Source organism: Plantactinospora sp. CNZ321 (assembly GCF_004217235.1).
The window spans coordinates 2182845-2205576 of record NZ_SHKQ01000001.1 but is presented as its reverse complement, the minus strand read 5'-3'; the positions used below and the strand labels follow the sequence as shown (position 1 = coordinate 2205576).

Annotated in this window: 18 protein-coding genes; 9 read left to right on the top strand and 9 right to left on the bottom strand. The window is 72.0% G+C overall.

All coding sequences use genetic code 11. From position 1 onward, the window contains the following. Nucleotides 1–44 precede the first annotated feature (44 nt). From EV371_RS09805 to EV371_RS09795, 3 genes are all read right to left on the bottom strand, one after another. Entirely contained in the window at nucleotides 45–500 is a 456-nt protein-coding gene (locus EV371_RS09805; RefSeq protein WP_165436648.1) for a nuclear transport factor 2 family protein, read from the bottom strand. Between the two features lie 93 nt (nucleotides 501–593). After that, a complete protein-coding gene (locus tag EV371_RS09800) occupies nucleotides 594–1349 on the bottom strand; it encodes a WYL domain-containing protein (protein WP_130461778.1) in 756 nt (251 codons plus the stop codon). Between the two features lie 66 nt (nucleotides 1350–1415). Further along, entirely contained in the window at nucleotides 1416–4538 is a 3123-nt protein-coding gene (locus EV371_RS09795) for an AfsR/SARP family transcriptional regulator (RefSeq protein ID WP_165436647.1), read from the bottom strand. Between the two features lie 477 nt (nucleotides 4539–5015). On the opposite strand from EV371_RS09795, the gene EV371_RS09790 reads away from it, so the two are divergent. From EV371_RS09790 to EV371_RS09775, 4 genes are all read left to right on the top strand, one after another. Further along, entirely contained in the window at nucleotides 5016–5666 is a 651-nt protein-coding gene (locus EV371_RS09790) for an LppU/SCO3897 family protein (protein ID WP_130461776.1), read from the top strand. A 199-nt stretch (nucleotides 5667–5865) separates the two neighbouring features. After that, nucleotides 5866–7485, top strand: coding sequence for a ferric reductase-like transmembrane domain-containing protein (locus EV371_RS09785; RefSeq protein ID WP_130461775.1), 1620 nt, complete (start codon nucleotides 5866–5868; stop codon nucleotides 7483–7485). Between the two features lie 34 nt (nucleotides 7486–7519). After that, nucleotides 7520–8026 carry an FMN-binding protein gene (locus EV371_RS09780; protein WP_130461774.1) on the top strand — a complete coding sequence of 169 codons (507 nt, stop codon included), beginning with the start codon at nucleotides 7520–7522 and terminating at the stop codon, nucleotides 8024–8026. A gap of 41 nt (nucleotides 8027–8067) precedes the next feature. Beyond that, entirely contained in the window at nucleotides 8068–8859 is a 792-nt protein-coding gene (locus EV371_RS09775) for an FAD:protein FMN transferase (protein WP_130465783.1), read from the top strand. A 28-nt stretch (nucleotides 8860–8887) separates the two neighbouring features. Here the strand turns inward: EV371_RS09775 and EV371_RS09770 are convergent, their stop codons facing one another. Continuing rightward, nucleotides 8888–9697: a TIGR04222 domain-containing membrane protein gene (locus EV371_RS09770; protein ID WP_130461773.1), complete on the bottom strand. Its 810-nt coding sequence runs from the start codon at nucleotides 9695–9697 to the stop codon at nucleotides 8888–8890. A gap of 108 nt (nucleotides 9698–9805) precedes the next feature. Then, nucleotides 9806–10474, bottom strand: coding sequence for a dienelactone hydrolase family protein (locus tag EV371_RS09765; RefSeq protein WP_486484552.1), 669 nt, complete (start codon nucleotides 10472–10474; stop codon nucleotides 9806–9808). 247 nt (nucleotides 10475–10721) lie between these two features. On the opposite strand from EV371_RS09765, the gene EV371_RS09760 reads away from it, so the two are divergent. After that, nucleotides 10722–10928, top strand: coding sequence for a hypothetical protein (locus EV371_RS09760; RefSeq protein ID WP_130461772.1), 207 nt, complete (start codon nucleotides 10722–10724; stop codon nucleotides 10926–10928). A gap of 42 nt (nucleotides 10929–10970) precedes the next feature. On the opposite strand, the gene EV371_RS09755 is transcribed toward EV371_RS09760, so the two are convergent. Beyond that, nucleotides 10971–11918 carry a helix-turn-helix domain-containing protein gene (locus EV371_RS09755; protein ID WP_130461771.1) on the bottom strand — a complete coding sequence of 316 codons (948 nt, stop codon included), beginning with the start codon at nucleotides 11916–11918 and terminating at the stop codon, nucleotides 10971–10973. Nucleotides 11919–12019: 101 nt separating this feature from the next. Here EV371_RS09755 and EV371_RS09750 point away from each other — a divergent pair, with 101 nt between their 5' ends. Further along, complete coding sequence (locus EV371_RS09750) at nucleotides 12020–13054, top strand: saccharopine dehydrogenase NADP-binding domain-containing protein (RefSeq protein ID WP_130461770.1); 1035 nt, start codon at nucleotides 12020–12022, stop codon at nucleotides 13052–13054. Between the two features lie 129 nt (nucleotides 13055–13183). Here the strand turns inward: EV371_RS09750 and EV371_RS09745 are convergent, their stop codons facing one another. Continuing rightward, nucleotides 13184–16903: a S8 family serine peptidase gene (locus tag EV371_RS09745; RefSeq protein ID WP_130461769.1), complete on the bottom strand. Its 3720-nt coding sequence runs from the start codon at nucleotides 16901–16903 to the stop codon at nucleotides 13184–13186. A gap of 154 nt (nucleotides 16904–17057) precedes the next feature. Here EV371_RS09745 and EV371_RS09740 point away from each other — a divergent pair, with 154 nt between their 5' ends. Both EV371_RS09740 and EV371_RS09735 read left to right on the top strand, forming a co-directional pair. Next, on the top strand, nucleotides 17058–17576 hold the full coding sequence (locus EV371_RS09740; protein ID WP_130461768.1) for a SigE family RNA polymerase sigma factor: 519 nt from the start codon (nucleotides 17058–17060) through the stop codon (nucleotides 17574–17576). Continuing rightward, complete coding sequence (locus tag EV371_RS09735) at nucleotides 17573–18631, top strand: hypothetical protein (RefSeq protein WP_130461767.1); 1059 nt, start codon at nucleotides 17573–17575, stop codon at nucleotides 18629–18631. Before EV371_RS09740 ends, EV371_RS09735 begins: the two co-directional genes overlap by 4 nt. A 126-nt stretch (nucleotides 18632–18757) precedes the next feature. Here EV371_RS09735 and EV371_RS09730 read toward each other — a convergent pair whose 3' ends face one another. After that, nucleotides 18758–19228 (bottom strand): Rrf2 family transcriptional regulator, encoded by a 471-nt coding sequence (locus EV371_RS09730; RefSeq protein ID WP_130461766.1) that lies wholly within the window; start codon nucleotides 19226–19228, stop codon nucleotides 18758–18760. A 116-nt stretch (nucleotides 19229–19344) separates the two neighbouring features. Between EV371_RS09730 and EV371_RS09725 the strand changes: the two genes are divergently transcribed. Next, nucleotides 19345–19809, top strand: a complete 465-nt coding sequence (locus EV371_RS09725; protein WP_130461765.1) for a cupin domain-containing protein — start codon at nucleotides 19345–19347, stop codon at nucleotides 19807–19809. Nucleotides 19810–19899: 90 nt separating this feature from the next. Here the strand turns inward: EV371_RS09725 and EV371_RS09720 are convergent, their stop codons facing one another. Further along, nucleotides 19900–22542 (bottom strand): phospholipase D-like domain-containing protein, encoded by a 2643-nt coding sequence (locus EV371_RS09720; RefSeq protein WP_130461764.1) that lies wholly within the window; start codon nucleotides 22540–22542, stop codon nucleotides 19900–19902. Nucleotides 22543–22732 lie beyond the last annotated feature (190 nt).

The following is a 22732-nucleotide window of genomic DNA, read 5'->3' as shown; positions in this document are numbered from 1 at the left end:
GGTGCAGGACCGGTGAACCGTCCCACCCCGCTCCCGGGCCGTTGCTACGCGGCGCTGTAGGTCAGGCAGCGGTCCAACCGGACGCTGTCGTCGTGGCTCCAGTACTCGACGATCCGGTCGCCGTCGACCCGCAGGATGTCGACCCCGGAGCAGGCCACGACGATCCGGTGTGGACAGAGGCTGTCCGGGTCGTCGCCGTCCCGGGTGAGCTTCCACCGACCGGCGATCAGGTCGGGTCCGATGATCGGGCCGACCTCGACGGCCAGCCGCGCGTCCGGGCAGCCGGCGTGCCGGCCGGAGACCCAGGCGACCAGCGCCTGACGGCCCTGGACCTGCTCCGGCGACCCGCCGGGCACCGGCAGGTGGGCGAGAACCGTGGGTGCGAGGATCTCCTCGACGAGCGACCGGTCGCCGTTGCGCAGCGCCATCCAGTTCTGCCAGAGCATCGGTCGGGAGTCGACGGGGACCAGGACCGAGCTGTGGTTGGTGTTGATGGTCATCGCGAGAGTCCTCCCGTGGGCGGTGATCCGGCCCGGTCGCCGAGCGCGTCGGCGTGCCGGGCCGGCCTCGTCACCCACCATTCTCGACCCTGGTCAGGACAGCATCCTGTCCGCTTTTCCCACCGGATCCGCCCGCCCGGGCAGGCGCAGCGGGGTCGCCGGCACGTCGAGCCCGCCCCGCCAGGCGGGCTCGATCGACCGGGGCGGCGCGGTCTCGTTGGTCGGCGCCGCCCGGCGCATCCGGTCCAGCCGGAAGCCGCGTACCTCCTGGCGGAGCCGGCACCAACCGACCAGATACCACAGCCGGCCGGCGCCGAGCAGCTCCACCGGCTCGATCAGCCGCTGTGAGGCGGCACCGTTACGGTCGACGTACTCGATCGCCAGCACGGTGCGGCTGAGCAGCGCGTCGCCGGCGGTCCGGAGCACCTGCCGGGCGGGCAGCGCCGCCGGCTCCGGTTCCAGCGCCGCCAGCCGGACCCGGCCGGCGAGCTCGGCTGCCGTCTCCACACCGGACGGTGGCATCACCGCGAGGATCTTGTGCAGCACCGACCGCGCCGCGTCGAGGAACGGGGTGTCGGCCATCGTGCCCAGCGCGACGGCGACGGCGATCGCCTCGCGCGGGGTGATGTTCACCGGCGGGAGCGTGTAGGCCCGGTCCAGGGCATAGCCGCCGCCCCGGCCCAGCTCGGGATAGATGGGCACGCCGGACTCCTGTAGGGCGCCGATGTCCCGCCTGATCGTGCGCGCGTCGACCTCGAATCGGTCGGCGAGCCAGCGTGCACTGCGCGGCCGGGGTGCGACCGCGCGCAACTCCTCCACCAGGGCATAAAGCCGATCGGTACGGTTCACCTGCCAAAACTACCGATCGGGTACGACGTTTCCAGGTGTAGGAAGGGCGCGCCCGGGGCCGGGGGGTCAGGAGCCGCTGGACACCAACCCCGGCGCGTCGGCCAGCCGCAGCACGATGCCGGCCAGCACCGGGGTCCGGGTGTCTCGGGGATCGCTGAGGATCCCGGCCCAGAACCGGGCGTCCCGGGCCGCGTCCCGGTCACCGATCTCGTCGTACGCCCGAGCCAGCATGTTCAGCGTGGCCGCCTGGGCCGACGGCATGCTCATCTCCTCGAACGTCCGTACGCAGCGGCGCAGCACGCCGACCGCCGCCGCGGCCCGCCCCTCGCCGATCCAGCTCACCGCCAGATCCCGGGCCAGGCCGGTGGCCCAGGGGCGGTCCCCCAACTGCACCGCCAGGTCGTGACTCTGCTGGAGCCGGTGCACCGCCTCGGCCCGCCGGCCCAGGCAGATCGCCGCCGAGGCGAGGTGGCGCAGGGCGGCCAGCAGCACGTACCGGTCGTTGACCGTACGCAGCAGCGCCACGGCCCGCTCCGCGGCGGCGTACGCCAGCGCCGGCTCGTCGCGGAGCAGCCGGGTGACCGCGAGCGCGTTCAGGCAGCGGGCGGTGACGATCTCGGCGGCGCCCAGCTCGCCGGCCTCGTCCACCGCCGCCTCGTCCACCGCCAGCGCCTCGTCCAGCCGCCCCAGCCCTCGGTACGCGGCGGAGAGCACCGGCGCGGCGAGCAGGGCGCCCAGCGGGTCCCCCTCGGCCCGAAACAGCGCCACCGCCCGCTCGGCGGTCGACGCGGCGTCCTCGGCGCGGTTCTGGTAGTCGTAGAGCACCGCCTCGTCGCTGAGCAGGCAGGCCAGGCCGTGCCGGTCGGCGAGTCGCTCGTACCGGTCCCGGCCGTCGCGCAGCCGCTGCGCCGCGCCCGCCAGGTCGCCCCGGGCCAGTTGGAGCAGCCCGATGACGAAGTCGGCCCGGGCGATGGTCCGGTCGTCGCCGATCCGCTCGGCTGCCTCCCGGGCCAGCCGCTGCACGGCCTGGAGCTCCGTCCAGTGCCCGTGCACCCAGCAGTACGGGGCGAGCCGCTCGGCGAGGTCGATCCCGGCCCGCTCGGCACCGCACCGCACGGCGAGCCGGAGCAGGCCGGTGAGGAAGTCGAGTTCGGCGGTGAACCAGCCGAGCGGGTCGGCGGCGACCCGCTCGGCGGCTCGCGGCGGGGGTACCCGCTCGGCCGGCTCTGCCAGACGGGCCCAGGTCAGGGTCCGGGGCAGCCGGCGGGCGGCGCTGCCGGCGAGCGCGGCGGCCGTGGCCACCAGCCGGCGCAGCGCCTCGGCCCGCCGCCCCGGCTGCCCGGCCGCCACGGCGACGGGACTGGCCGGGGCTTCCACCACCCCGGCGGCGCACCCCGCTGTCGCGGGTGGAGGGTCGTCGGTCACGGCGAGTTCCTCGGCGTAGACCCGAAGCAGGTCGTGCAGGCGGTAGCGGGGTTCGCCACCGCCGGCCGGCCGGGCCACCTCCAGCAGGCTCGCCTCGACCAGTTCGTCCAGCACCTGGTCGGCGTCGGCGCGCTCAAGCAGTGCGGCGACCGCCCAGACCGCGAAGCTGACCGGACCGAGCGAGCCGAGCAGGCCGAACGCCTCCCGGGTCGGCGCGGAGAGCGCCTGCACGCTCAGCGCCAGGCTGGCCCGGACCTGGAGGTCTCCGGCGGCCAGTTCGTCGAGGCGCTGCCGCTCGTCGTCGAGCCGGTCGGCGAGGATCGCCAGCGGCCACGATCGGGTGGCGAGCCGGGTACCCGCGATCCGGACCGCGAGCGGCAGGTTGCCGCAGGCGGCGGCGATCCTGGCCGCCTGGCCGGGCTCCTCCGCCACCCGTTCCGGGCCCACCACGTCGGCCAGCAGTTCCCGGGCCTCGTCGTCGCTGAGCGGGCCCACCGGCAGGTGCCGGGCGTCGATCAGACCGCTGAGCCGACGCCGGCTGGTGGTCAGCACGGCGCTGCCGGGGGTACCCGGAAGCAGTGGCCGGACCTGGGCGGCGGTGGCGGCGTCGTCGAGGACGACCAGGACCCGCCGGTCGGCGAGCCGGGCCCGGTAGGCGGCGGCCAGCGCGGAGAGGTTCTGCGGCAACGCCGAGCCGGACACACCGAGCATCCGGAGCAGGTCGGCCAGGACCGCGGCCGGGTCCCGGGGCGCGGCCGAGGCGCCGGCCAGGTGTACGAAGAGCTGCCCGTCCGGGAACCGCTCCCGGATCCGGTGCGCCACCGTCACCGCCAGCGCGCTCTTGCCCACGCCCGGCTGGCCGGAGACGGCCACCACCGGCACCCCGCCGGCCGCCGAGGTCAGCATCCGCTCGATCCGCTCGATGCTGCCGCCCCGGCCGACGAAGCCCGCCAGGGCCGGCGGCAACTGGCAGACCGGGAACGGCGACCGGGGCGCGGTCTCCGGCCGGTTGCCGGATCGGGCGATCGACGGCTCCTCGCCGCGCAGGATCGCCTGGTGCAACCGGCGCAGTTCGGGCCCCGGCTCGACACCCAGCTCGGTGACGAGGATCTCCCGGGCCCGCTGGTACGCGGCCAGCGCGTCGGCCCGGCGACCGGCGCGGTTCAGCGCCACCATCAGCTGGCCGTACGGCCGCTCCCGCATCGGGTGCTCGGTCACCAGTTGATGCAGTTCGGCGAGGACGGTGGCGAGGTCGCCGTCGGCGCTGAGGTCGGCGTCGACGCAGTCCTCCTGCGCGCCGACCCGTTCGAGTTCCCACTGCGCGAGTTCGGGCTCCAGCGTCGGCACCGTCAGGTCGGCCAGCGGGCGCCCCCGCCACTGCCGCAGCCCGCGCCGGAACCGGTCGGCGGCCAGCGCCGGGTCGCCGACCGCCAGCGCCGCCCGGCCGTCGGCGACCTCACGGCGGAAGACCAGCACGTCGACGTCGTCGGTCCGCACCCGCAGCAGGTAGCCGTCGCTGCGGTGCTCGATGCTCAGCCCGGGCAGGCGCTCGCGGAGCCGGGAGACGTAGGTCTGCAGGTTGGAGGCGTACGAGGCCGGTGGACGGTCACCCCAGAGCGTCTCCACCAGCCGGTCGACGGTGACGAGCTGGCCGGCACCGACCAGCAGCGCGCTCAGCACGGTGCGCTGGTGCCGGCTGCGCAGCACCACCTCGGTGCCGGAATCGGTGCAGACCCGCAGCGGCCCGAGCACCCCGAACTTCACGCGCCGTCTCCTGAGTACCGCCGGCAAATCACGGACATGAAACCGTACTACGGTGTCTGCCCAGGATGTGGCGGTGTACCGGCGCCGCCGTCGCATGGCGTGTGGCAATCGTGTGGCGGTTGTGTGGCGGGCATCCCCAAGCTGCTAGAGGCCCGCGGGGGGCGGGTCGGTCACGGGGGCCGGCGGTCGGGGGCTCGGGTACCGGGGGAGGTGTCCCCGACCCCTGCCCGAGCGCCGGGCACCCCTTGCATCCGGTGTGTACCGTGCCGTCCGGCCGAAATTCCGGCTGGAATTCCGGCCGGGTCGGGCAGACTGGCCAGGTCCGGCGGGCGGATCGGGCCCCTCCTGCCGTTGCGCCGACCGGTGCACCGACGACGCCCCGACCGTAGCCGACCCCGACTCACCGACCCCGGTAACCGATCCCGGCCATCCAGGTCCGGACGGCTCCCCCATGATGCAGTTCTACCGTGAAAGGCAATGATGTCCACATATCCACCACCGGGCTACGGCCCCGGTGAGCCGTCCCACGACCCTCGCCACTCCGGCCAGCCCGGCGGGTACGGCAGTCCGGCGGGCGGTGGTGCGGGCTACCCGCAGTCACCCGACTACCCGGCATCGGGCGCGTACCCGTCGGCGCCCTCGTCGCCGGCCGGACCGCAGGCACAGTTCGGCACGCCGGTTCCGCCGAAGAAGAGCAAGGCACCGCTGATCGTCGGCGTCGTCCTCGGCGTACTGCTGCTCTGCTGCGGCGGGAGCACCGCCGCGTACCTCTGGGCCGGTGACGACGATCCGTCGAACGTGGCCGCCAGCGACGAGACCCCGGGCCCGAAGACGAGCGGCAAGACGACCCCGCCGAAGGGCAAGCCCTCGCCGTCCCCGGACGAGGACTCGATCGAGGGCAACCTCGACCAGTTCAAGAAGGGCGACTGCCTCACCATCGACAAGGTGACCTCCGAGGTCGAGGAGGCGAGCTGCGGCGACAAGGGCGCGCTCAAGGTGCTGCTGCGCAAGAACGGCACCATCAAGGAGGCCGCGTGCGAGTCCACCGACTACACGCAGTACCTCTACCAGGACGGCACGATCGGCACGCTCAACGACTTCATCCTGTGCGTCGCCCCGGCGAGCTGATTCATCCTGTGCGTCGCCCCCGGCGAGCTGATTCATCCTGTGCGTCGCCCCGACATCGGGGGGTGCGGTGGCCCGGAGCGGGGAGCGTCCGGGCCACCGCACGGTCGCTTCCTTAGCCGCCAACCAAGCGATTCTTAAGACTGAACTAAGCGGGCCGCTCGGGCTTGGCTTCCGGTAGGCCGACCGGTACATATTCTTCGTGACTCGTCGTCGGGATGTCGAAACGGCCGAGCCGCTCACCGAATGGGTGACCGGCCTGCTTCCCCGGGTGCCGTCCGAGGACCCCTACGACCGGCCACCCCGGGGGCGGGAGCGCGAACCGTACGACGAGTTCGAGCGCTACGCCACGGCCGAGCCGGCACGGTCACAGGGTGGCTGGTCGACCCGGACACGTGACCGCGAGCCCTGGTCGTACGCCGAGGAGGCGCCGGCGCACCGGCCCAACCCGATCAGCGGGGCTGCGGAGGCGGCCCGGCACCGGGAGACCGCCGAGGTCGAGCCCTACGACCGCAGTGGCCGGCTCTTCTTCCACATCGTCTTCTGGTCGGCGCTGGCCACCAGCGTCGAGCTGTGGTGGCTGAACACCCCGGCCGGGTCGATCCGGACCACCGCCGACATCCTGATCGCCGCTGGTCGGCTCACCGGCATGGTCGGCGGGTTCCTGCTGCTCGCCCAGGTGCTGCTGATGAGCCGGGTGCGCTGGCTGGAGCGCTGGATCGGGGCGCGCTCACTGCTGATCTGGCACCGGGAGCTCGGCGCCTTCCTGCTGCTCGCCATCCTGGCGCACGCCGGGCTGATCGCGGTCGGCTACAGCAAGCTCACCAACACCCCGATCGTCGAGGGCACCTGGTCGCTGCTGAGCACGTACGAGGACATGATCAGCGCGACGGTCGCCACCGGCATCCTGGTCGGCATCGCGCTGCTGGCCATCCGGGCGATCCGCCGGATGATGAACTACGAACTCTGGTACTACCTGCACCTGAGCACCTACCTGGTGCTGCTGTTCAGCTACGGCCACCAGTTCGCCGCCGGGCAGGAGCTCTCCAAACCCGGCTTCGGGCAGTACTTCTGGGCCGGGCTCTACCTCTTCGTCATCGCCTGTGTCCTCTGGGGACGGATCATCTCCCCGATCGCGTTCAACCTTCGACACCGGCTGCGGGTCGAGGACGTGGTGCCGGAGGCGTTCGAGATGGTCTCGATCTACATTTCCGGCAACCGCCTCGACGAGCTGGACGCCCGGGCCGGCCAGTACTTCCGGTGGCGGTTCCTGACCAAGGGCTGCTGGTGGCAGGCACACCCGTTCTCGCTCTCGGCCGCGCCGAACGAGCAGTGGCTGCGGCTGACCGTCAAGGTGGTCGGCGACCACACCGAGTCGTTGCAGTACCTGGAGCCGGGTACCCGGATCTTCGCCGAGGGGCCGTCCGGGGTCTTCACCGCCGACCGGGCTATCCGGCCCCGCGCGCTGCTCATCGCCGGCGGCAGCGGCATCGCGCCGATCCGGGCGCTGCTGGAGGACCTGCCCGAGCAGACGGTGGTGATCTATCGCTCCCGCAGCGAGGAGGAGCTACTCTTCCGCGACGAGCTGGACTTCCTGGCCCGGTCCCGCAACGCCCAGGTCTGGTACGTCATCGGTTCCCGCGACGACCCGGCGCCCCGGCACCTCTTCACCGCCAAGGGCATGCGCGAGCTGGTGCCGGACGTACGCCGCCGGGACATCTACCTGTGCGGACCGCCCGGGCTGGTCGACGTCTCGATGCGGACGATGCGCAAGCTAAGGGTGCCGCGCCGGCAGATCCACCTCGATCCGTTCGAATTCTGATCCCCCGCACACCACCCCAACGGAGGTACATCCCGTGCGTCGCGCCGCCTTCGCCGTCCTCGGCACCGCCATCGGCGCCAGTCTGCTGATCGGAGCCAAGCTCGGCACCCCGACCGACGACCCCGGCACCCAGGTGGCGCTGGAGGAGGAGACCGGCGACGCCACCGCCAGCCCGGCGCCGAGCGGCAAGGCTCCGGCCGGGAAGAAGACCACCGCGCCGCCGGCCAAGAAGCCGGCCGCCAAGGCACCGGCGGGCGGCCTGAAGGACGGCACCTTCGTCGGGGCGGCGGCGAACTACGACTACGGCGCCGTCAAGGTGACCATCACGGTTGCCGGCGGCAAGGTCACCGCCGCCAACGCGACCTATCCCGAAGAGGACCCGACCAGCGCCACCATCAACGAGGGCGCGATCCCGAAGCTACGCAAGCAGACGCTCGCCGTCACCAGCGCCAACAAGGTGAACACGGTCTCCGGGGCGAGCCTGACCAGTGCGGCGTACAAGGCGTCGCTCCAGTCGGCGCTCGACAAGGCGAAGGCCTGAGTCCGATGGGTACCGCGGGGCTGCGCCGGGTCGAACAGATCATGGGTACGCCGATCAGCGTGCAGCTCACCGATCCGCTGCCGGCCCGGCGCCTGGAGGTGCTGGCCGAGCAGACGTTCGACTGGTTCCGCGAGGTGGATGAGCGGTTCAGCACCTACAAGGAGCACAGCGAGGTCAACCGGTTCGACCGGGGCGAGCTGTCCCTCCAGGACTGCTCCGCCGACCTGCGGCTGGTGGTGGAGGCCTGCGCCGACCTGTGGCGGGAGACCGACGGCTACTTCGACGCGTACGCGACCGGCCGGTTCGACCCGTCCGGTTACGTCAAGGGGTGGTCGGTGCAGGTGGCCTCGGATCGGCTGCTGGCCGCCGGCTGCCGCGCACACTGGATCAACGCGGGCGGAGACATCCGGGCCCGGGGCGGTCCCCGGCCCGGCGAGCCGTGGCGGATCGGCATCCGGCACCCCTGGCAGGCGGACAAGATCTGCTGGGTGCTCGGCGGCAACGACTTCGCGGTCGCCACCTCGGGGACGTACGAGCGGGGCTTCCACGTGATCGACCCGTACCGGGGCGCCCCGGCCACCGAACTGACCTCGGTCACCGTGGTCGGTACGGACCTCGGCCGCACCGACGCGTACGCGACGGCGGGGGTGGCGATGGGTCAGGCCGGGCTGCGCTGGCTGGCCGACCTGCCGGACCACGAGGTCGGCATCGTCACCTCCGACGAGCTGTGCTACCGCACGGACGGCTTTCCGGTGCTCCCCACCGAGCCGGCACGGCGGCCCAGCACCATCCGCTCCGACCTGCCCGGCCAACCGGCGCCCCGGCTGGGCTGACCGGCCGGCTCGGCTGACCGCCCACCCCTCAGGCGTGCTCGGTTCCACCAGCCGCTATCGACGAGGTGTCCAGTGAACCTTTTTCAACCTCCCCTTGCGGTCCGACGGACTGCAAGGTCGGAGGCGGTGCATGAGCGCCGCGCGGTTCAGGTTGAAAAAGGTTCAGTGTGGAGTCGCCGACGAACCGGGACCACGTCCCGCCGTCGAGCAGTCCGACGTCCCGGGCGAACTGCCGCATCTCCGGCGGCAGCCCGGCGGTACCGTACAGCGCCACCGCCAGCCCGGGATCGAGTCCGCCGTGCCGTCCGGCCGCAACGCCGTCCGGGCCGACCGGCAGCGGATGCTCCCGGCGGGCGTCCCGGAGCGTACGCCCGCCGGAAAGGGTAAGGCGGGGCAGGAACCAGCCGGCCATCCCGACCAACGCCAGCACCACCAGCAGGCCGGCTCCGACGCCGAGCAGGTCGGCCGTGACCAGCCGGGCAACCACCAGCGGCAGGACGAGCACCAGCGTGGCCGGCACCAGCAGCCGACGCCAGGCCGGGCGGAGCAGCCCCAGCCCGATCAGCCCCTCCCGCTGCTCGGCCAGGGCCTGCCGGACCCGGCGCTGGCTGGCCACCTCGCACGGTGACATCGAGCCGTACAGCGCGGCGAAGAGGGCCCGTTCCAGCGGCTCCGCGTACGCCGGCATGCTGCCGGTCCGGCTGAGCGCGCCGGGCCGGGCGGCTGACACACTGCCCCGGCCGTGCAGCATCACCAGTGCGGCCCGGACGGCGCCCCAGGAACCGCCATTGAGATAGCCGAGGTCCGTCGTGCTCAGGTCGCCGGGCGCCGCCGTCATCCTTCGAGTATGGAGAACGCATGCACGTCTGTCTCGGGCCGCCCGGTCGGGGCGCGGCTGGACCGGTACTGTCCCGGCCGCCCGGTCGGGGCGCGCTAGACGGTACTGTCACGCCGGCAGGTGGCCGACGAACCACTCCGCCGCCTGCCGGGCCACCTGGTCGAGGGTGCCGGGCTCCGAGAAGAGGTGGCTGGCGCCGGGCACCACCCGCAGTTCCGCGCTGGCGTCGAGCTCGGCCAACGCCTGCTCGTTGAGCCGCAACACCTCGTCGTCGAGGCCGCCGACCAGCAGCAACGTGTCGGCACGTACCCGGGGCAGGTCGGCGCCGGCCAGGTCCGGGCGGCCGCCCCGGGAGACGACCGCGTACACCTGCTCCGGGCGTTGTGCGGCGGTGGAGAGCGCGGCCGCGGCTCCGGTACTCGCCCCGAAGAGCCCGATCGGAAGCCGCCCCGCCGGCTCGCCGGTGGACAGCCAGTCGACGATGCTGACGAGCCGGCCGGTGAGCAGGCCGATGTCGAAGCGCAGCGCCGCGGTACGGTCGTCGACCGACTCCTCGTCCCGGGTCAGCAGGTCGACCAGCACGGTCGCCAGGCCGTACCGGTTGAGCGCCTCGGCCACCATCCGGTTGCGCGGGCTGTGCCGGGAACTGCCGCTGCCGTGTGCGAACAGGATGACCCCGCGCGCCTCGGCCGGGACGACCAGATCGCCGCTGAGTCGTACGTCTCCGGCCGGAATCGTGGTATCGCTGGCCCGGAGCTCCATCCGGCTGCCTCCCATGCCTCTTCCCGGCGCGACCTTCCGGTCCGGGTCGGTCGTGCCGCCACGCCGCCCTCTCCGCCACGCCGCCCCTTGTCGCCTTACCGGGCGGCCCTTGTCGCCTTACCCGGCGGCGTCGGGCTCAACCACGCGCCGGTAGCCGCTGCGGTGGTCGGGTTTGCCGGTACCCAGTCGGGGAAGGCCGGATCGTCCGACCAGGTACCGGAACGGCGTTCGCGCCGACCGGCAGAGGAACGTGAGGGACGTCATGGCCCGCCAGAAATCCGGCAAGGCGAAGTCCGGCTCGGCCCGCGCCGACGAGGCGGGGCAGCAGCAGAATCCCGACCGGAGCGAATGGGCGGACGAGGCGGCCAAGGCGAGGTCGCTGGACGACCCGCGCCGGACGCCGCCCCGCGACGCGGTGGGGATGCCGTCCAGCGGTGAGCGGTACTCCGAGGACCCCCGCGACCGCTGACCGCCGCCGGCCGGGGTCGACGGTTCTGCGGCGTGCCGCTCCTCAGGTCCGGAAGGTACGCCGGTAGGTGTCCGGCGGTACGCCGATGGTGCGCTGGAAGTGGCGGCGCAGGGTCGTCGCCGTGCCCATGCCCGCCGCCGAGGCGATCGTGTCGACGCTGTCGTCGGTGGTCTCCAGCAGCTCCTGCGCGCGGCGGATCCGCTGGGTCAGCAGCCATCGCAGCGGGGTGGTGCCGGTCACCGCGTGGAAGTGCCGGGCCAGGTGGCGTGAACTCATCCTCGCCTGGCGGGCCAGGTCCTCCACGGTGAGTGGCTGATCCAGCCGCCGCATCGTCCAGGGCAGCAGTTCGGCCAGCGGATGGTCGTCCTGGGCGGGCACCGGGGTGGTGACGAACTGCGCCTGGCCGCCGGCCCGGTGCGGCGGCACGACCAGGCGCCGGGCGACCACGTTGGCGACCGCCGAGCCGTGGTCGCGGCGGACCAGGTGCAGGCAGAGGTCCATCGCGGCGGCCTTGCCGGCGGAGGTGAGCACGCTGCCGTTGTCGACGTAGAGCACGTCCGGGTCGACCTCGACCCGGGGGTGGCGCGCGGCCAGTTGCGCGGTGTGCGCCCAGTGCGTGGTCGCGCGCAGCCCGTCCAGCAGGCCGGCTGCGGCGAGCACGAAGGCGCCGGTGCAGAGCGAGACCACCCGGGCGCCCGACTCGTGTGCCGCCCGTACCGCCTCGACCAGGTCGGCCGGCGGCTCCTCGTCGACGTCCGCCAGGGCCGGGACGATCACGGTGTCGGCCTGCGGCATCCGGTCCAGCCCGCAGTCCGGCTCCAGCAGGAACCGGCCGACCCGGACGGCGTGCGTGCCGCATACCCGGACGTCGTACCAGGGGCCGGGCAGGGCGTCCGGGGCGGAACCGAACACCTCGTAGGCGAGGGCCAGCTCGAAGTGCAGCATCCCGTCGGTGGCGGCGATCACGACGGAGCGCGGGCGAGAACTCATGTCGGAAATTGTACGGGTCGCGTCGTTCCGGACGCTGGCACCGGTGAGCTGACGGGGACAGGATCTTCGTAGCGGATCACTACGAGCTGGTGGGAGCGGTAATGGGATCGGGTCGGCAGGTGGCGGTGTTCGGCGCGTACGGGCACACCGGGCGGTTCGTGGTCGCCGAGTTGCGCGAGCGCGGGTACGCCCCGCTGCTCCTCGGGCGCGACCGGGACCGGCTGCTGGCACTGGCGCAGACCCGACCGGGGCTGGACGGGCGGCAGGCGTCGGTCGACGATCCGATCTCGCTCGACCGCGCGCTGGACGGCGCGGCCGCCGTGATCAACTGCGCCGGACCCTTCGCCACCACCGCCGCCCCGCTGGTCGAGGCGGCGCTGCGCGCCGGCATCCCGTACGTCGACGTCGCGGCCGAGATCGAGGCGAACGTCGACACGTTCGCGCACTTCGCCGAGCGGGCCCGTGCCGCGAACATCGTGGTGGTCCCGGCGATGGCCTTCTACGGCGGCCTCGGCGACCTGCTGGTCACCACCGCGATGGGCGACTGGACGGCGGCGGACGAGGCGCACGTCGCGTACGGCCTGAGCGGTTGGCACCCCACCGCCGGAACGCTCGCCTCGGGCACGGTCTCCGGGCAGCGCCGGGGCGGCCGGCGCGTCCGCTACACCGGCGGGCGGCTGGAGTACCACGACGACGCGCTGCCGACGCTGGAGTGGCCCTTCCCGGCTCCGCTCGGTGCCCAGGAGGTCATCGGAGAGTTCTCGATGGCCGACATCGTCACCGTGCCCAGCCACCTGGCCATCCCGGAGGTGCGCAGCTACCTGACCGCCAAGGCGGCCGCCGACCTGTCCGCCCCGGACGCCCCGACACCGACCGCCGTCGACGAGCGCGGCCGCTCCGCGCAGACCTTCGTCGTCGACGTCCTCGTCCGCTCCGCCGGCACGGAACGCCGGATGGTCGCCGCCGGCCAGGACATCTACGCGATCAGCGCACCGCTCGCGGTGGAGGCCGTCGACCGCATTCTCACCGGCCGGACCAGGACCACCGGCGTCGCCTCCGCGGGCGCGGTCTTCGACGCCCCGGACTTCCTTCGCGCCCTCGCCGCGCACCTGGAGCTGCACACCGAAGCCCGGTAGCTGGAGCCGCTGCCCGCTCAGCCTCAAATGGCCGAGTGATCTCCTCGCTCGGGCAGGTCAGCCCTGCCCGAGTCCCGGCGGAGTCGAGGTTGCCGTGCAGAAACGGCTTTTCGATGGTATCCGTTCGTGCTATCTGAGCCGGTAGGCGCGGATGGTGGTCTGGTCCACCGCGTTGCCGTCCGTATCGGTGGCGCTGACCCTCAGCGACACGTAGTCACCTGACCGCCCTCCCGAGGGCGGCGTGACCCGCCACCCGTCTGCGGCCTTGTAGACGGTGAGCGCTTGCCAGGTCCGGCCCTCGTCGAGCGACGACCACGCGCGTACCCGGTCGATCGTGGCCGGTTTCGCCATGGGCTGACGGGCGACCGAGATGGTGAAGGGTTCCTGGTGACCCGCCCGCGCCGTGTTCGACTCGTCGAGCGGGACCCGGCAACTCACCACCAGCAGCGGTAGGGCCCCGTCCGTGGGCGTCGACCGGAACGTCCAGGTGGCGCTGGTCCGCGTGGACAGCGGCCAGGCAGGCGAGTCGCGGACGCTGTCCAGCCGCAGTTGGTACGTCGCGGTGTCTGCGGGCACCTGCCACTCGCCGCGATCGGTCCTCCCCGGTTCGCCGATCTCCTGGCCGTTTCGACTCAGGCGGAGCGTGCCGCTGTCGTAGGCGGAGGCGATCAGCCCGTACCGGCCGGCAGTGGCGTCGGAGTATCCCCTGACCACCGTCGAGATGGTGTTTCCCGACCTGAGCGCGGCCGGCACGTCCGCGCCGGTCCCGGTCGGGACGGGCACGAGTTTGGGACCGATCACCGGGACGTTCCACTCCGAGTGATACCAGTCCCGGGGCCGGTAGGTCACCGGTTCGCTGGCCTGGATCGCGTCCGCGCCGTCCAGGTGGAAGTGCGCGAACCACTCCCCCGGGGTGTAGTAGCTCAGCCGGCGCATCGGCAGGTCGACGGTTAGCCCACTCACGAAGCCGGGAAACCCGCGCGGGAAGTCGAAGAGCCGTGCTGAGCCCTGGCTCGGTTCGCCGAGCGCACGGTACCGGGTGTCGACGGTGGCCAGTCGGGTCCGATCGAAGCGCCGGACCGCTCCGGCGGGCAGGCCGCGGTGCTCGACCGCCGCCAGGTGGTACGAGTACGGGCTGCGCTCGGCGTACCCGTGAATCTGGACGGTTGCCGGGTCGGCTGCGCTGAGTGCGGCGAGCCGGTAGAACGAGGAGGCTCTGGTGGCGAGCACCGGCACTGCGGTCGGCTCGAAGAAGGGCAGAGGGAAGATCCCCGACTGTGGATAGAGCGCCGCGGTGGCGCCCGCACGGACCACCGCGTCGAGCTGTTCGGCAGGGGCGATGCTGTCGTCGAGCCGGAGCAGGACGAGCTTTCCCCGCACGTCCACCTTGGTGAGGTCCTCTGGCCGCCCCAGAACCGCGTCCACCACCCGGTAGGTCCGGTCGCCCGTCACCCGAGGGCTGGTGTCGGCGTACCGGACGGGGAGTGCGAACTGCTCCGGTGCGGAAACCGTGAGTGTCAGGTCAGGGCGTGCCCAGGTGGCAAAGGTGTAGTAGTCCAGGCCCTCGATGTCACGGGCGCCCACCGCGTAGAACGGCAGATCCCCCCCGGTTATGGCGCCGAACTCGAAGGTGGTGGTGCCCAACCGGTAGGCGATGGCGTCGCTGCGCAGCACCTGCCGGGCGGTCGGCTCGCCGGCCACCCGCACCTCGACCGGCTGGCCGGCGCGCGCGTCCAGCGTGACGGTGGTGTCCCCACCGATGTCGAACTTCGGCTGGATCACCGCCGTTGCCGAGGCCGCCGATCCGTCGTTCGCCGGGGTGGCGATGAAACCGGCGATCGCGTACTCGCCCTTGGGCAGCCGCAACACCGCCTGTCCGTCCGCGTCGGGAAACGGATACTGGGCCGGCGACGAAGGGTCTGCCGGTAGAACACCCAGATCGACCAGGTCCGTCGGCCGGCCGTCCCGGCCCAGGGTACGCAGCGTCAGGTGGTAACTTTCGACTTCGAAGCTCGCCCCCAGCACGATTCGCACCGCCTGACCACCGGCGGAGGTAGCGGTCAGGGCCCCGCCGAACAGGCCTGGCGCGGCATCGGTCGGGTCGACCGTGACGGCTGCGGTGGCAGTGCCGCCGGCGGGCACGGTCAACGATGCGGGAGCAACCGAGAACACGCCTCCCGGGGCAGGTGCACCGCTGGAGTCACGGGTGCCGAGGCCGAGCGTCAGCGTCTCCGGCTCGGATCCGTCATTGCGAAACGTGATCTTTTTCGTTACCGAGCGCTGCGCGGAATAGGGCCAGCTGAACCGGCCAAAGCTGAGTGATCCGACGTCGGTGGAGATCGGCTGCCGGGCCGCGGCCCCGACGTCGATCCGGCCGGCGCCCTGCGCGTACACCGAGTGGCCGGTGGCGGGACGGGCGGTCGTCATCAGCGCCGTCTTGAGCCGGTCGGCCCGCCAGTCCGGGTGTTTCGCGGCCAGCAGTGCCGCGGCTCCGGCCACATGCGGTGCCGCCATCGAGGTGCCCGACAGCCGGGCGTAGTGGTCGTTGACCGGCGCGCGGTCACCGTCCGGAGTGCCGGCCGCGCGCGCAGCCACGATGTCGCTACCCGGTGCGGTGACGTCAGGCTTGACCGCGTCGTCACCGACGCGCGGCCCCTGGGAGGAGAATGCGCTGATGTCGTCGGTCTTGGTAACGCTGCCGACGGTCAACGCGGCGTCGGCGGCGCCGGGCGTGCCCACCGAACCGGCGGTGCCGTCGTTGCCGGCTGCGACGACGAAGAGCGTGCCGGATTCGCGACTGAGCTGGTTGATCGCCTCGCTGAGCGGGTCGGTGCCATCGGTCGGTGGCCCGCCGAGGCTCATGTTCACGACCCGGGCGTGCCGGTCGACTGCCCACTGCATGCCGGCGATGATCCAGTCCTCGAACCCGTGCCCGTCGTCGCCGAGCACCTTGCCCACCAGCAGTTTGGCGCCCGGCGCCGTGCCGGTGTATCGGCCGCCCGAGGCGGTGCCGCGTCCGGCGATGATGGATGCCACGTGGGTGCCGTGCCCCGTCTGATCGGTCACGTCCTGCCCGCCAGCGTCCGTGAATCCCCGCGCGTCGTCGACCGCACCGACCAGATCCGGGTGGGTCGCGTCGTAGCCGCTGTCGAGCACCGCAACGGTGACGCCGTCACCACGGAGTCCGTCCCGCCACACCTCGGGCGCGCCGATCTGCGGCACGCTCTGGTCCAGGGACGCCGCCACCCGCGCGTTGAGCCACACCTTGGCCACCCCGGGCGCGAGCGTTGGCGCGTCCGGCTGCGCCCCCCGCACCGTGCGCCAGAACTCCCCCGCCCTGCGCTTCGGCTCGGTCACCGCCGACATGCGCAGCCTGGGCAGGTCGCGACTGATCCTGGCCCCGGATGTCCGAACAGCGGCCGGCGCGGACCTGCCCGCCGTAAAGGAGACCAGCAGCTGGACGTCGCGGCTGTGAGCATCGTCGAAGCCCTGCTCGGCGAGAGCGGTGACGTCGAACAGGCGCCGGTCCAGCCGTCCGGCGGCCAGCGGCGCCCGCACGTCCTCGGGGATGACCACGACGTGCCCGGCGCCGTCTCGGTGGTGCTGGAACAGCAAGCTGTCCCGGCCCGGACCGGGGTCCACCGCCACAGCGTCCCGACCGTGCGCCGAACGGGTCAGGATGACCCGGTCCCCGGTGATGAGCGTGACGGACTGCCCGGACATTTGGGACGCCAGCACGGCGCGCTCGGGACCGGCAGCCAGGCCGGACGCAGGCGAATCGGCGACTGCCAGCGCCGTCGCCATGGCCAGCGCCACCGCGAGCACAGACTTCTTGAGTGTCATGCCCATCCAGACGCGCGTGCGCGCCCAGGTGCTGCCACCCGGATGGTGACGATCATCAAGCAGCAGCCGCGGCCCAGGCTGCGTCTATTGGGCATGACTGAACAACGCGCCCCCGCTTGCTGGCACCTGAAGCGTCTCCGGCACCTGAAGCGGTGGTCAGGTGGACGCTGAGACCGAGCGCGAATTCGTGTCGTTCGTCGAGGCCCGGTCTCACGTGCTGTTCCGTACGGCCCTGGCCCTGGCCGGGGACCGCCATCACGCGGAGGACCTTCTCCAGACAGTCCTGGCGAAAGCGCTGCGGCACTGGAAACGCATCCAGGGCTCGCCGGAGGCGTACCTGCGCCGCGCCATGTATCGCCAGCAGGTCAGCTGGTGGCGGCGGCCGGGACACAGCCGTGAACTGAGCACGGATCGTGTTCCGGACCAGCGGACGGCACCGGACGCCACCGCCCGGATCGATCTGAGCCTGGCATTGCAGGACGCGCTACGTCAGCTCGCGCCGAAGCACCGTGCGGTGCTCGTGCTGCGCTACCTCGAGGATCTTGCCGACGACGAGATCGCGCACCTGCTCGGCTGCAAACCCTCAACGGTCCGCAGCCAGACCACGCGGGCCCTCAGCCGGCTGCGCGCACTCTGCCCAGACCTTGACAGCCTTGAGTTACGGGAGACCCGACGATGAGCACCGACCTGGACCGAGCTGTGCGTGAGGCGTTCCACCGGCTCGGCGCCGTACCGCCGCCGGTTGGTATCGGACCCGCCGTCGTGCGCCGGGTCCGGCGCGAAAACCGCGTACGCATGGCCGTGACCACCGGCGCCCTCGTAGCGCTCGTCGCCGCCGCGGTCCCCCTCGGCCTGGGGGCGGCCGGCGGGAACAACTCGCAGTTCGGTGGCGCGACGAGCTGTCCGCTGGTCGTGAGTGCCTACAGCACAACCGACCCGCAGGACGCCACGACGAGATCCCTGTTGCGCAACGCTACCGGGACGTACATCGAGCTGCCGTACCAGAGCGTGGTGCCGTCTCCGGACGGGACCCGGGTGCTGGTGCAGGGAGGCCAGGACACCCCGACCAGCCCACTGCGCAGTGGCATCCTCGACCCGACCGACCCGGACGCTGTGCGCTGGATCGACGGCTACACCGGGCCGGGCAGTTGGTCGCCCGACGGCACGGAAATCCTGTTCACCGTAGCCCCGCGGCTCGGCGACCAGGGCTTCGCCATCGTCGACGCTGTGACGTTGAAGAGCGCCTTCGCCAAGGTGGACCTCTATGCGGACAACACCGGCGCCCACGGCTTCGTCTGGGCAGACGGCGGCAACCAGGTCGCACGCACCATCACCCAGGACGGCGGCGAAAGCCAGGCCGACCAGGTGACCGGCATCCGCTTCTACGACCGCTCCGGGCGGCTGGCGCGCACCCTGCCGGCGACCGCCGCACTGACCTCGGCGGACGCCTTCTCCCCCGATGGCACCCGGATCGCGCTGCACAACCCTCTCCCTGACGCCCCGATCAGGATCGTCGCGACGGACACCGGAGCCGCCCAGCGGACCATCCGGCTGAGCGGGCAGAACCAGATCATCGCCTGGATCGACGACGAGCATCTCGTTCTCCGGCACTGGACCGATGGCTTCGAGGGGTCGGAGGTGCGGGCCGTCAACCTCGCCGGCCAGGTCGTCCAGGTTGTGCCCCTGCGCCCCGATGCGGTGACTGCCAACGACATCACCGTCACCTGCTCGTAACTGGGGATCGAAGGTAGGGGTTCGACTCCCTCCGGACACTCCGGCTGGGTGCCGCCACGCCACGGCGGCACCCAGCGGATCGCGGCGCCGGGGGTCGGCCGGCGCCCGTACCGTTGGGATCGTCCGCTAGCGCAGTTCCGCGATCCTGGCCCGGGTGTTGGCCGGGGCATCGGGCTGCCCGCGCTCGACGTCGGCCCGGACGTCCGCCACGCTCTTACCGGCCAGCTCCCGTCGCCAGGCCAGCTCGGCGCCACGCATCGCCTGGGCGAACGCGCAGGACTGCCGATAGTCGACGCCGGCATGCTCCCCCGGCCCCTTGCGGAGGATCTGGTCGCACCGGAACAGCTCCTCCGGGCCCTCGATCGCGGCGACGATGTCCAGCAGGGAGACCTCCTCCGGGGCCCGGGCCAACCGGAAGCCCCCGCGAGGCCCCGAGGTCGAGGTCAGGATCCCGGCCCGGACCAGGGCCTGGAGCTGCTTGTTCAGGTATGCCGGCGGTAGCTCGTAGAACGCCGCGAGCGTGCCGGTCGGCACCGGGTCGTCCAGCCAGCTCAGGTTGAGGCACGTGTGGAGGGCCCATTCGACGCCCTGACTCATCCGCATAGTTCTGGACTCTACATGTCCAGAAACTGTGACGCCGGTCATGATCGCTAGCGCACACCAATCCTGGACTCGTAGTGTCCAGGAATCAGCGAGCAACGAAGGAGCCGACAATGACCCTGGTACGCGCAGCCGAAGCCGAGGTTCTGGAGAGCGACCCAACCAGCGTGATCACCCTGCTACTCGACCCCGAGCACACCGGCGGCACCCTGACCAGCAACCGCACCCTGCTCAGGAGCGGCACCGACGGCGCACCACCGCACCTGCACACCCGCTCCGGCGAGCTGTTCTTCGTGCTCGACGGCGCCCTCGAAATGCTCGTCGGCGACGAGCTGCACACCCTGAACAAGGGAGACACGCTCTTCGTTCCGCCCAACACCCCGCACGCCTTCGCCCCCGCCGCCGGTCAGGACGCCGACTTCCTCGTCGTGATCACCCCTGGCAAGCCCCGGTTCGACTACTACCGGCTCCTCGACCGGGTGCACCAGGGCGAAGCCACCTGGCAGGAGGTCGGCGAGACCCAGGACCGCTACGACAACCACTACGTGGAGAGCCCGGTGTGGGCGGCACGCGGCTGACCACGACCTCAGCTGGCCCCGGTGGATGGGCCGGGCGGCCGCAGATGACCGCCCGGCCCGGTGTCGCGTCGCTACCGGGCCTACCGACGGTCAGCAGGTCTGGGCGCAGTTGCGCAGGCCGTACCGGATCTTCAGTTGGGTACCGCCGTTGCCGTCCCAGTCATCGGCGTAGACGACCGTGAACATGCCGGTCGGATCCATCCCGATCGCCGGCTGGTCCTGGCGGTTCGCCGTGAAGACGCTCAGCCGGCTCTCCGGAAACGTGTTGCCGTTCGCCCCGTCCGGACCGATTCCCCGGGCCCAGACCTCGGTGCCGCTGCTGGCACTGGTCAGTCCGGTCACCTGGCCGCTCTCCTGCCAGGTGACCACGGCGTTGCCCGAGCCGTCCACCGCGATGTCCGGACGCGCCTGCCGGCCCACCCGGTCGGACTGGTACGGAGTCTGGGTGGTGACCTGGTAGGCGCCGTTGGCACCGGTACTCCACCGGTGGATCGGGCCGCTGATGGTCCGGGGCGCGAAGGCGGCCGTGGAGCCGGTGAATCCGCGTACGTAGATCTGTGACTGCGGGTTGCCGTCATAGCCGGTCCGGCCGGTGTGCCCGTCGTACCAGGCGACGTACCAGGTGCCGGACTCCGCGACGGCCACCGCCGGATCGCGCTGCTGACCGTCGGAGAGCGATCCGGTGTGCACCGCCACGGTGCCGCCGAAGGCGCCCGCCAGGGTGCCGGTCTTGGCCCGGATGCTGTACCCGCCGTTGCCGTCCTCGTCGTCCTCCCAGGCGATGGCCACCGTGCCGGCCGAGGTGACGGCCACGTCCGGCTTGCGGTAGGTGCCACCGGGCACGGCCTGGACCGGGGCGTCGTAGCCGCCGGTCAGCGGGGAGAGCCGGGCGTCGGACGCCGAGAACGAGGCGTACCGGATGGAGCTTGCACCGGCCGTCGAAACGTCCTGCCAGGTCACGGCGTACCGCCCGTCCGGCAGGACCGCGATCGACGGCTCGCTCTGGTCACCGTCGGCGATCGAGTTCACGTTGACCACCGGGCCCAAGGTGCCGTCCGGGCGGACCCGGCGGGCGCGGATCTCGTACCCGCCGTTGCCGTTGCTGTCGTCGGCCCAGGTCACCACCGCGTCACCGGTGCTGGCGAGGCCCACATCCGGAGTGCGGTAGTTCCATCTGGTGCTGCCTCCGGTCCGCACGACCACCTCGGACCGGCGGACTCCGTCGACGAACCGGCCCAGCCGGATCTCGTTGTTCAGCCCGCTCGCCGTGCCGGAGGCGAACGCGGACACGGTGACGTTCCGGCCGGCGGAGTCGCGGATCGAGGCGACCGCGGGGGTGAACTGGTCACCGGTCGCCACGGCGTTCGCGGTCGCGAACCCGGCGTTCGGGTACCGGTCCGGAGAGATGGTCACCGCCGCGTTCTTGATGGCGTTGAAGTCGGCGACGAATCCGTCGTAGATTTCCGGGTTGTCCAGGCGCATGAAGGTCTCGTCGTTCTTCTTCAACGCGCCGTTGGTGAGGTTCTGGGTGCCGGTGTAGACGTACCGGTGCGGCTGGTTGTCCTTGCGGGACACACCCTGGACCAGGAGGTACTTGGAGTGGATGCTGCCGTCGGAGCACTCGCCGTTGACCCCGGCCTCGACGGTGAAGAACGACTGCCGGCATCCGCCGGGATCCATCGCGTAGACACCGATGCCGCGTGCGGTCAGGCCGGGCAACGCGTCCTGGTGCTCGCCGGTGGCCACCTCGACGGTGCATCCGGCAGCCTGCTTGTCACCCAACGCGTCGATCACCTCGGGCCGGGCGGCCCGGAAACCCCACATGGCCATCCGGATGATGTCGTCGGAGCTGCCGGTCGAGCACTGCACGTCGTCGATGGCGGCGGCAACGATGTCGGAGCGACTGCTCTGCGGGTTGAACGACTCCGCGATCGTCGCGCTCTCGCTGGCGCTCGGCGACTCGCGTGGCGAGAACCAGAGCCGTGTGCTGCCCGCGTCGACGTGCCCGCGCTCGTACGACTTCGCCGTTCCGGTGACCTGGAGCTTCCGGCCGACGTAGCTGCGGAAAGCGCTGGCCAGCGCCGGGTCGTTGTCGACCCGCACCTGGTTCTGCCACATCTGCTGCTGGGGCTTGGTCGGGTTCGCCGAACTGACCACGGTGACGTCGGTACGCCCGTCGGAGAGCTCGCTGAACACCCAGAACTTGTTGTGGTTGATGCCGGTCCCGCCGGACGAGCAGGAGATGCGGCACTGCCAGGTCCAGGATCCGCCCGCGCCGACACGGTAGCTGCCCAGCTCGGTGACGAGTCGGTTCACCTGGTTGGACAGCGCCCCGCAGGACGCGGTGGTGCCGCTGGTGCAGGCCTCGACGATGAGCCGTACGCTGACGCCGCGGGCGTGCGCCGCCAGCAGGTTGTCGGTGATTCCCTGGTCGGAGAAGGTGTAGAGCGATCCGTACACGGTGGAGCCGGGGGCGGCGAGCGCGACCAGGTCGGCGATCTGATCCCGGAGCCCGGGGGTCTGGTAGGGAAGGAAGCGCGCGCCGTTCCGGCCGGGGTCGGGGGTCGCGTAGACCGAGTCGGGCACCGGGTCGAGGTTCGGCCGCAGGAAGAGCACGGTGCTGTCACCACTGGTGACGGTCGCGACGGAGGCGGCGGCGGGGGTGGCGGGCAGAATGCCCGAGCCGGCCGCGACGATGACGCCGAGCAGGAGCGATCGAAGACGCCGAGGCATGGATACTCCCCTCTGGGGTGGCGACGGAGGCCGCCGAAGGCCCGGCGGCGGATCAGGCTACCAAGATCGCCCTCGATTTCCAGCCCGTCCGTCGCACCGGCACCGCCGACGTACCTCCCGGCACGCCCCGAGGCAATTTCCACGCCGGATCACTCCGAAATCCACCTGTTCGACCCAGTTGATCAGGTAC

Coding starts and splice junctions, on each gene's coding strand:
- EV371_RS09775 (WP_130465783.1), top strand. CDS start 8,068: ATGGGTACGCCGATCAGCGTGCAGCTCACCGATCCGCTGCCGGCCCGG.
- EV371_RS09760 (WP_130461772.1), top strand. CDS start 10,722: ATGGCCCGCCAGAAATCCGGCAAGGCGAAGTCCGGCTCGGCCCGCGCC.
- EV371_RS09755 (WP_130461771.1), bottom strand. CDS start 11,918: ATGAGTTCTCGCCCGCGCTCCGTCGTGATCGCCGCCACCGACGGGATG.
- EV371_RS09725 (WP_130461765.1), top strand. CDS start 19,345: ATGACCCTGGTACGCGCAGCCGAAGCCGAGGTTCTGGAGAGCGACCCA.
- EV371_RS09805 (WP_165436648.1), bottom strand. CDS start 500: ATGACCATCAACACCAACCACAGCTCGGTCCTGGTCCCCGTCGACTCC.
- EV371_RS09790 (WP_130461776.1), top strand. CDS start 5,016: ATGATGTCCACATATCCACCACCGGGCTACGGCCCCGGTGAGCCGTCC.
- EV371_RS09750 (WP_130461770.1), top strand. CDS start 12,020: ATGGGATCGGGTCGGCAGGTGGCGGTGTTCGGCGCGTACGGGCACACC.
- EV371_RS09770 (WP_130461773.1), bottom strand. CDS start 9,697: ATGACGGCGGCGCCCGGCGACCTGAGCACGACGGACCTCGGCTATCTC.
- EV371_RS09765 (WP_486484552.1), bottom strand. CDS start 10,474: ATGGGAGGCAGCCGGATGGAGCTCCGGGCCAGCGATACCACGATTCCG.
- EV371_RS09720 (WP_130461764.1), bottom strand. CDS start 22,542: ATGCCTCGGCGTCTTCGATCGCTCCTGCTCGGCGTCATCGTCGCGGCC.
- EV371_RS09735 (WP_130461767.1), top strand. CDS start 17,573: ATGAGCACCGACCTGGACCGAGCTGTGCGTGAGGCGTTCCACCGGCTC.
- EV371_RS09730 (WP_130461766.1), bottom strand. CDS start 19,228: ATGAGTCAGGGCGTCGAATGGGCCCTCCACACGTGCCTCAACCTGAGC.
- EV371_RS09745 (WP_130461769.1), bottom strand. CDS start 16,903: ATGGGCATGACACTCAAGAAGTCTGTGCTCGCGGTGGCGCTGGCCATG.